This is a genomic window from Neisseria sp. HMSC064D07, from assembly GCF_001837185.1.
In the GTDB taxonomy this organism is placed as follows: domain Bacteria; phylum Pseudomonadota; class Gammaproteobacteria; order Burkholderiales; family Neisseriaceae; genus Neisseria; species Neisseria flavescens_C.
On sequence record NZ_KV831701.1, the window covers coordinates 11,097 to 20,189 of the forward strand.

Genomic DNA, 9,093 nt, shown 5'->3' on the forward strand with positions numbered 1-9,093 from the left:
TCGCGAGTTCGAGACTCGTTTCCCGCTCCAGTTTAATTTCAGATGCACTCAAATGCGGGAATAGCTCAGTTGGTAGAGCGCAACCTTGCCAAGGTTGAGGTCGCGAGTTCGAGACTCGTTTCCCGCTCCATTAAATCATGCATCCGAATACGCGGGAATAGCTCAGTTGGTAGAGCGCAACCTTGCCAAGGTTGAGGTCGCGAGTTCGAGACTCGTTTCCCGCTCCAGTTTCAATACTACAAACACTCTAAAGTAGTTTATTTGGCGAGATAGCAAAGTGGTTATGCAGCGGATTGCAAATCCGTCTACGCCGGTTCGATTCCGACTCTCGCCTCCATCCATTTCATGGCGGGGTGGCAGAGTGTTTATGCTATAAGGGGTGCAACCCTTATATAGGCCGGTTCAAATCCGTGCCCCCGCCTCCAATCTATCAATTTATTGTCTACGCCCGGATGGTGAAATAGGTAGACACAACGGACTTAAAATCCGTCGGCCCTAAACCGGCCGTGCCGGTTCGATTCCGGCTCCGGGCACCAATAAATATCTGAATTTATTGAAAAACCTAAGATTCTAAATTTCTAATTGATAGCTTATTTGTATAGCTGTCTTTTTTATTTGTGCCTGATTTGTGTCTAACTTGCCCCATTTGTGTCAAATGTGACAAGCTCGTGCAAAACTTGAGCATGTTGATGAAGATGCTCAGGAGCCAAATGTGCGTATCTCTGCACCATCCTTAACGTCTTCCAACCACATACTTCTTGCAACACTCTCAATGGTACGCCACGCTGAACTAACCAATTTGCCCAAGTGTGCCTTAAATCGTGCCAAATAAAGTCTTCTATTTCTGCCAGTTCTAACGTCTTCTTCCAATATCAGCTGTTAATGCCGCTAATTGGTTTATTCCGCTTATTCACAAAAACAAATTTCTTATGCTTGCCTATCTGTCGCTTTAATACTTCAATTTAAAACAACACCCAGTACATTTCCAGCTTTCATTTCATCAGGATGATACCAACAGACCTTCCTGTCTAAATCAATCTGATTCCATGTCAAACCCAAACCATTTGCCTGTCGCAAGCCGGCATTTATACCAAATAATTAATTATCATATCAATACTCCAAATTGAAAATGTTTGAAGGTAGTAAAATTGACTTCGCCTCCTTTTTGTATTTGCCTATTAATATACCTTTTTGGACAACTGCGCTTTATAGCCCGCGCAAGATCGGCACATTAAATAAAGGCCGTCTGAAACGGTTTTTCTGTTTTCAGACGGCCTCTTGGCTCAAACCGTGAGAACCGCATGCGTGCGTTCCGCACACATCCTACTTGTTGAGTTTAGGTTTCATATAGGCCACGGCTTGCTTTCCAAATATGCTTTTATTTCATAAATTAGATTATTTATATTAGGGGAAACTACATTTCCTGTTTTTCCTATTACAAGTAGACAATTATATTTTATTGCCCAATCAATGGTTTTCTGAATAAATTTAGTATAATCAAATCTTAAATCAAGTTCACACTCTATATCATCTGGCCAAACGGTAAGACTATTACCAAAATTATCACAAAACATGATTGCGTCTTTATCCCAAGACTCTTTCAATTTAAGCTGTTTTTTTGCTTCATTTATTATTGATAATAATATAACATCATTATCGATAAAGTAATTTTCAAAACTTTTATTCTCATTAAAATTCTGAAAACCATTAGATCGATACTCATCAAGTATGATATCTTTATTTGCATTAAATTTATTTCTGATAGCAGCTGATGGGATAAGGTAGTACCGATAATTCCAAATTGCCATTTTTATTTACTCCTATAACGAGGTCTATTAACATTACCTGATTCATTCAAGACATCAATAGAATTTTTCCAATTAGTATTAGGAACGGGAAAGTCAACTTTTTTAAATTTTAATTCACGTATCCTTCCAAGCAAGCCGTAGCCTGCATTAAACCTGTGCAGGTAAGGTATGTGCAGTACGCACGCGAGCTTGAGTCTAATAAAAAAAGATCGTCTGAAACAAGTTCCCGGCTTTCAGACGACCTTTTGCCAAATATTATCGGCAGCGGCTCAATGCCAACTTTAAACCTGCTCCGATTTCTTCAGGGCTGTTATCCAATGATAAAATTACATCGTCTGCATCAATGGCATCCCACGCTTCCAGCTTGACATGGCGGCTCGGGCTGATTTTCAGGCAGCCGTTGTGCAGCCAAATATCCACGCTCATCATGTTTTTAAATAGGGCGCGTCTGGTTTTATAGCCCAAGTTCCCGCATAGGTTGGCAACCCAATCCTCATAGCGTTGCCGAAATTTTTCGGTATCAAAAAAATCTTGGTCTTCTGGACTGTCATAAACGAAAGTCCTGCTGTTTGTCAACGCTTGCAAGACCGTCGTGCCTAAAGTTTCATTGTCGGTATCCAATGGCAGGATATGGGGGGGATATAGGTGGTCTATTGCCGTTAACCCCAAACCTGAACATGTTTGAACAATCAGAGCTTCTTCATTAGCATAAAAAACTGCCCAATAATTTTGATCCTGTTTAAAAATCATTATTTGATCTCCGTAATTTTGACTGTAATGTTTCGATTTTTGCCATACTCTACCACACGTTGCAACTGCAATCTTTGCTCCTTATTAGTTTGTGCGGGTATGGCCAGATGGATTTCGCGCTGTTTGATCATGTCGGCCCTTAATGTCATACCCGAAAGGCTATGATGTTCAAAATTTGCCGTCTTAGAGTTGTGTCTACACCGCTTTGGATAATGGTTTTGCTAACCGTGCTGCCGATATGGGTGTGGCGGTAGGTTGCTTTTGTCTAATTGCTGTGGCGGCTTGTTGGAAGAAAGGCCGTCTGAAACCGTATTTGTTGTTTCAGACGGCCTCTTGGCTCAAACCCTGAGAACCGCATGCGTGCGTTCTGCACACATCCTTTTGTCAAGTAATATTAAGTGATAAAGCACATATGCCCAACCAGCCTTGTCAAGAGCTTCCAAAAGGCTGCTTGCGCAACATGACAAGCTACGGCTCGTTTAATTGAAACTCTCCTGATCTAAAAATTCTAACTCTATTTCCCGGCAAACTATATATATGCTAAAACCGGTCGGAAGATCATACCTACCGCCTATCAATTCCAGCGTACCTCCATAATCCAAGATTTCATCATCCTGCTTTAATTCTCCAAGCTCCAAGGTATTATCGATATTTATATCTTGGTTCTCCGTAGCGTATCCATAGATAAATTTCAGATAGCTGAACTGCTTGAATTTAATTTTTACCCAGTCTGAATAATTGGGGGTAGGAAGCTCTTGAGGTAAATCCGGATAATCCACACAATTGACGATAATATGAAATTCATCGCGGCAAGGGAAGTGCCGCCGCCGGCCAGTATGCCGCCGAGGTTGCCGGTCGTCAGTCCGCCTGCCGCCCCGTGCAGCATACTCCTGCCTATGCCGCCTTCTTTCCAGGTGTCGTAGCGGCTTTGGTTTTCGGCAAGGTAGGCGTTTACTTGGCCGAGTGTTGCGCGGATGGCGGCTTTTTCGGTTTCGCTGTCCGTGTTTTGCAGTTCGGCCTCCAGCAGTGTTTTGGCTGCCTGATACCGTTCGTAACTTTGGGTGTTACCGAGTTTGTCGGAAACGGCTGCTGTGGTTTGTGCGGCATTTTTGCCGAACTCCTGCGTTACTTCCCTTTGCAGGTTGATCTCTTTGGCAACCGCGTCTTTGTCGAAGCTGTTTTTCAGACGGCCTGTGTGTTGATCCGCAGTTTCGGTGTCGATGCCGGTGTAGATACGCGCTTCGGTTTCTTCGGCAGTCCTGCCGGTTCGGGCAAGTTGTCCCGCTTCGTCGGTGATGTGTATGTTGCGGGTGTTGATGCCGCTGCGGGTGGTGCTGTTTTTGCTGTCTCCATCGCTGCCGTAGCCTACTGATGAACTTGCGCCGTTTTTATCGGCTACGCTTGTCAGGTGTTTGTCTTGAGGCTTATTTTGTGCGCTCTGCCCCAGTGTTTTGCCGTTTACGGCAACGTTGGCACCCAATCCAAAACTTTCGCCTTCGTATCGGCTGTAGTTTTGAATGTCGCTATGGGTGAGGGTGGCCGTCTGAAAGCGGTTTTTGCCTTCGTCTTCTGCGCTTTGGCCAGACGTGATGATGCCGCCTGTTAGCCGGGTGTGCCCGCCTACTTGCACATCAAAGCCATCATCACCCGCAAACAATCCGCTTTGTTCGCTCACGCTGCGGTGTTCGGCGTTGATTTTGCTTTGGCTGTAATCGCCTGAGGCGGATGCGCCATAGCCTACGGTTACTTGGGCGCTGATGTTTTGTTGGCGGCTGCGGTAGTCGGCGGTGTCTTGTAGGCTTTCTATATTGAAGTTGGTGGCGCGTACGGTGATGCCTTTGCCTGTTACTTGTGCGCCTTTGATGTTGGTGTCGCCACCGCTCACAATAACGGTGGGACTGCCTGCGCTGCCGACATGGCTGTGGCGGTAGGTGGTTTGTTCGGCACAGGTTAAAACCATATCGGCAGATTATTTCAGGCTGCGTAAACTGCTGGATAGACGCATTTATGAGCTATGTGCCAAACATTGCGGGAAGCAAAATGAATGGCACATTTCTCTGGAAATACTGCATAGAAAATCGGGCAGCATGGCAACGCTGCGCCATTTTAGGCAGGCGATTAAGGAGTTGGTAGCCAGCAATGATTTACCCGATTACCGACTGACTTATGATGATAAGAAAGATATGTTGAAAGTGCGAAATCGGGATTTGTCTAAATTTCTCAAAAAATCACCATAGGCAGCCTGAAAGCATAAATTGAGGTTTTTCAAGCTGCCTAAATGTGTTTTTTAAAGCACCTATTTTTTATGGGTTGTAAATAATGCTGCACGTCCTTTATAAAAATCCAAGTTAAACAAATCAATATTAAAATGTTTGCAATATTCAGCAACCATATCAACCGTTAATCGCTCCTTTTTGATTCTTTTTTCATAGCTAGCTAAGTTCTCAAATTCAAAAGGTTTTCCGCTTTGTTCAAAAGTTGTTTTACTGGTTTCTTTATGCACCATAATCGTTCTACTTTCTACTGCATATTCTGAGATTTTATTTGCACCATTTCGCCAATGAAACATTACCGCACCAAATTCATCTTTCTTAAAATCTGGAGAAAGATATAAGCTGATATTCTGTATCCCCCATGTTTCGGATAGATAACTAGGTTGGCTAAATACGTCTGTACCACGATATCCATTTCCCATATATAAGCACCATTCAGAAGCAGTCTCTAAAATAATATATTTATTGGGGTATCTCTGCGCAAAAGGTTCCAACATTTTAATTTTATCCGACAAACTTAATTCATCAGATACTTTTTGATGATGTACCGTCCACCCCCATATTAGACCAAGCTCTTGCAATCTTTGCTCAAAGCGTAACACCATCTCATTAAATGGAATTTTAAAGAAACACAAATGAGTGGTATGAGGTTTATGATCTTGTAAAAAAAACTGTGGGTTATTCATAATCAATCTAACGTCCTTAAAATAACAATAGCATCTTTATCATTGCTGAATATTCTATCTGCGTGTGGTATTCCGCGCGATGAAGTGCTTCGATCGTACTCAATATACACTCTTTTACCTGATGGAAGCGTTGCTTGCAAGTCTGGGCGGCATATTCCTACGCGACAAAAATTTCCATACTACTAATCTACGTCAGCCCCAAAAACAAAGATTTGTTTTTTTCATTCAACATATCTATCCTAAATATACCATCGCTCCATTTAAATCCATCTTCAAAAATCCATTCTAAATATACTCTTAAATTAGAACGTGCATTATCACTTTTGCATAATGGAAATAAACCATACAAAAAATCAAATGCCTCATTACATGATTTAATTGAAAAATATTGCGATTCATCCGAAAGCATGGAAACAAAAGATTCGCTTTCATATTCGACAATCATAATTTTTACTAGAGTAAAAAAATCATTCTTACTTATTATGTTATTAATAGAACAGATCCAATAATAATCGGTTAATGTTAAATCTAAATCCTCATAAGGATGTTCCCCAAAAGAACTGGTTTTTTGAAATTCGGCATATTTAAACCTGTTATATTCAACAATTTTTTCTCTATCAATTTCAATATCATAAGGAAAAACGAATATAAGCTCGGCAATGTAGCTGGTCATTTCTTCAATATCATTCATTGTGATCACTTGCTATCTCTCCTCCTGATTGCATCATTCAAAGCTGGCTCAATGTTTTGTCGGAATTGATTTATTCTATTTAATAACGCTTGCTTATCGTTATCGCTTAATGTTGAGTTTTTAATTTTCCTTTCTAATTTTTTTGCTTTTTTTAAAAGATTTTCTGTCTTTTGGATATGGTTTGACGGATGTTTAACACCCACTTCCTTACCAGTTCTTGCATATTCCTCAAGTGCACCTTTTAAGCCTCCTCGACTTTCAGCCTCTCTGCCTGTGTAATTTGCAATTCCTTCAATATCAGAAATTTCATTTTCGTACTGCTTTTTGATTTCATTAAGATCGCGTTTAGGTTTTTCAGGTTTATCCGCGTTATTAGATACTTTATCTGTATCATCAGGCGTTTTATTAAAATTAGATTTCCTACCATTATCAACTACTTTATTATTATCAGTATTTTTGCTTACATCAGACTTACGAGGTGCAGGCAACGCCCTTTGTTCAGTCACCCCTGCATAACTAACATTTTTACCATTGGGCAAAGTTGCCTCCACTCCCTTGCCTGTTAGTCGTGCAATTGTCCCTGCCGGCAGGGTTGTTCCATTGGACAGATTCTGTGCCTGTGTGAGCTTAACGGTTTGATTAGGTATCAATGTTCCACTGGTAAAATCAAATGCTTTTCCATTTGGAACAATTGGTGCTTGTTTTTTTATTTCTGCTGCCAGTTGTGTAGCAGATAACTTACCTGCGCGGTACAGTTTATATTTGTTAGCCAATTTACTAGGGATACGTCCTGCTAGCTCCATTACTGGCAATTGATACCACATTAACCGTTGTTGGGTTGCATGGTTGTATTCATATATTCTACCTGCTTCAAAATCTCTCCCTTGTAAACGTAGCAGGGCTATACGGTTAGTCTCCATTTGTTGATCGTCTAGTGGGCCCACTTCATCACTGGCAGACGAATCATAGACGTATCTCGGCAAGGAAATTATGCCTTTCCCAATTATCTTTGGATCATTATGTGCATCGTTACTGCTATCTTTATAGCCTTGTTCCATTCCTCTTTTAAAATCCATTGAGGCATTACGGTTTTCAATCTGAATACTATGCAAGAATTTATTTATTTCGTTTTTGTTTTTATCGGTATAGGTACTAAATAATGTTTTTAAATTTCGGTCTTGATCTAAATATTCACGATTAGTAGCTGTAAAGAATTGATGACTTGCACCAAAATTATCTAGATAATGAAATCTAGATGTGTTTTGAGATAAAAACTGTTCTGCAAGTTCATTGCGTCCATGCAGTATTGCCCATTCGCTGTCCACCATCGCGGCAGCTGCGCGGTCTAGCTGAATTTGAGCCTCTCGGGGAGTTAAATTTAATCCTTTGTTTTTTAAATAGTTAATATATTTTTGTAGTGTATCTTTACTGTGTAACCACTTCACTTCATCAGGATGCAACTGGCGATTAAACCAATCCGCATTCGCCCCCGCAACCGCCGCACCCGTGCTTCCACCCGTCAGCGTACCAATCGCTGCGCCTCCTAGGGTGTCTGCCAGTAATTGCCCTGCGCCACCAAATTTGTCGCCTACTTGGTTTAAATAGGGTGCTGCTAGCGATGAGGTGCCTGCTCCTACTGCGCCTTGTGCATCACCTGTTAAGAGTGCTCCTACCCCTGCGTGGAGCGCAGCTCGCCCTAATCCGCCTTCCTTCCATGTGTTGTACTCTGTTTGATGGTCGGATAGGTATTGGTCTGCAAGGACGATTTGTTGTTGCAGTTGGGCAATTTGCTCAGGGTTTTGCGCGTCTTTTAATTGCTCTTGTAAATTTGCTTTGGCGATTTGAATGCGCTCGTAGTTCTGTATATTGCCCAGTTTATCTGCTGTCCATGCAACAGTTTGAGCGGCAACGGGGGCAAATTGTTGTGAGACATTGCGCTGCAAATCCAGCTCGCTTTGCACTTTGTCCGCATCAAATCGGTTTTTCAGGCTGCCTGATTGTTGGCCGGCATCCTCGGTGCGGATGTCGGTGTACGCCAGTTGCGCGGCTTTGTCTGTGCCGTAGCCTGTTTTGGCGAGCTGTCCTGCCTCATCGGTGAGGATGATGTTGCGGGTGTTGATGCCGCTTTTTGTGATGCTGCTTTGACTGTCGCTGTCGCTGCCGTAACCTACTGATGAACTTGCGCCATTTTTATCGGCTACGCTTGTCAGGTGTTTGTCTTGAGGCTTATTTTGTGCGCTCTGCCCCAGTGTTTTGCCGTTTACGGCAACGTTGGCACCCAATCCAAAACTTTCGCCTTCGTAGTGGCTGTGGTTTTGAATGTCGCTGGCAGTAAGGGTGGCCGTCTGAAAAAGGTTTTGTCCTTTGTCTTCGGCACTCTTGCCGGAGGTGATGATACCGCCCTTGAGGTCTGTCTTATCTCTGACTTTGATTTGATAGCCGTCTTCTCCGGCATAAATACCGCTTTGCTCGGTTACAGAGGCATGGTCTGCTTTGACTTTGCTTTGGCTGTAACTGCCGCTTGCACTGAATCCGTAACCGACGGTAACTTGGACATTGCCGTTTTGCTGTTTGCTCTGATAGGTTTCAGTATCTTGAACACTTTCTATATGCAGGTTGCGCGTATCTGCCTGTACGCCTTTGCCGATGAGCTGCGCACCTTTGAGGGTGGTATCCCCGCCGCTTCGGATAATCGTTTTGCCGGCCGTGCTGCCGATACGGGTGTGGCGGTGGGTTGCTTTTGTCTGATTGCTGTGGTGGCTTGTTGAAAGAAAGGTCGTCTGAAACCGTATTTGTTGTTTCAGACGACCCTCTTGGCTTAAACCCTGAGAACTGCATGCGTACGTTCCGTACACATGCTACTTGTTGAGTTTAAGTTTTATATG

7 protein-coding genes, 5 tRNA genes and 2 pseudogenes are annotated in these 9,093 nt (G+C 42.7%); 5 read left to right on the top strand and 9 right to left on the bottom strand.

The window, feature by feature from the left end; translation table 11 throughout:
• Nucleotides 1-54: 54 nt before the first annotated feature.
• From HMPREF2608_RS07105 to HMPREF2608_RS07120, 5 genes are all read left to right on the top strand, one after another.
• Nucleotides 55-130, top strand: a tRNA-Gly gene (locus HMPREF2608_RS07105).
• A 21-nt stretch (nt 131-151) separates the two neighbouring features.
• A tRNA-Gly gene (locus tag HMPREF2608_RS07110) sits at nt 152-227 on the top strand.
• 36 nt (nt 228-263) lie between these two features.
• Nucleotides 264-337, top strand: a tRNA-Cys gene (locus HMPREF2608_RS07115).
• 10 nt (nt 338-347) lie between these two features.
• Nucleotides 348-425: transfer RNA gene (locus tag HMPREF2608_RS11490), tRNA-Cys, on the top strand.
• 21 nt (nt 426-446) lie between these two features.
• A tRNA-Leu gene (locus HMPREF2608_RS07120) sits at nt 447-536 on the top strand.
• Between the two features lie 96 nt (nt 537-632).
• On the opposite strand, the gene HMPREF2608_RS11675 is transcribed toward HMPREF2608_RS07120, so the two are convergent.
• The 9 genes and pseudogenes from HMPREF2608_RS11675 to HMPREF2608_RS11680 form a co-directional block, all read right to left on the bottom strand.
• Entirely contained in the window at nt 633-851 is a 219-nt protein-coding gene (locus tag HMPREF2608_RS11675; protein ID WP_349267272.1) for a tyrosine-type recombinase/integrase, read from the bottom strand.
• A gap of 492 nt (nt 852-1,343) precedes the next feature.
• Nucleotides 1,344-1,808, bottom strand: a complete 465-nt coding sequence (locus tag HMPREF2608_RS07125) for a hypothetical protein (RefSeq protein ID WP_070645406.1) — start codon at nt 1,806-1,808, stop codon at nt 1,344-1,346.
• A gap of 255 nt (nt 1,809-2,063) precedes the next feature.
• Nucleotides 2,064-2,558: a contact-dependent growth inhibition system immunity protein gene (locus HMPREF2608_RS07130; protein WP_070826453.1), complete on the bottom strand. Its 495-nt coding sequence runs from the start codon at nt 2,556-2,558 to the stop codon at nt 2,064-2,066.
• Nucleotides 2,558-2,707, bottom strand: a complete 150-nt coding sequence (locus HMPREF2608_RS11715; RefSeq protein WP_349251535.1) for an endonuclease toxin domain-containing protein — start codon at nt 2,705-2,707, stop codon at nt 2,558-2,560. Before HMPREF2608_RS11715 ends, HMPREF2608_RS07130 begins: the two co-directional genes overlap by 1 nt.
• Before the next feature lie 330 nt (nt 2,708-3,037).
• A complete protein-coding gene (locus HMPREF2608_RS07135) occupies nt 3,038-3,352 on the bottom strand; it encodes a hypothetical protein (protein WP_283115632.1) in 315 nt (104 codons plus the stop codon).
• Nucleotides 3,353-3,363: 11 nt separating this feature from the next.
• Nucleotides 3,364-4,494, bottom strand: a pseudogene (locus HMPREF2608_RS07140) (hemagglutinin repeat-containing protein); the annotation flags it as partial.
• A 360-nt stretch (nt 4,495-4,854) separates the two neighbouring features.
• A complete protein-coding gene (locus tag HMPREF2608_RS07145) occupies nt 4,855-5,517 on the bottom strand; it encodes a hypothetical protein (protein ID WP_070826454.1) in 663 nt (220 codons plus the stop codon).
• 187 nt (nt 5,518-5,704) lie between these two features.
• Nucleotides 5,705-6,208 (bottom strand): hypothetical protein, encoded by a 504-nt coding sequence (locus HMPREF2608_RS07150; RefSeq protein WP_070460987.1) that lies wholly within the window; start codon nt 6,206-6,208, stop codon nt 5,705-5,707.
• A gap of 1,442 nt (nt 6,209-7,650) precedes the next feature.
• Nucleotides 7,651-8,943 (bottom strand): annotated as a pseudogene (locus tag HMPREF2608_RS11680) (hemagglutinin repeat-containing protein); the annotation flags it as partial.
• Nucleotides 8,944-9,093 lie beyond the last annotated feature (150 nt).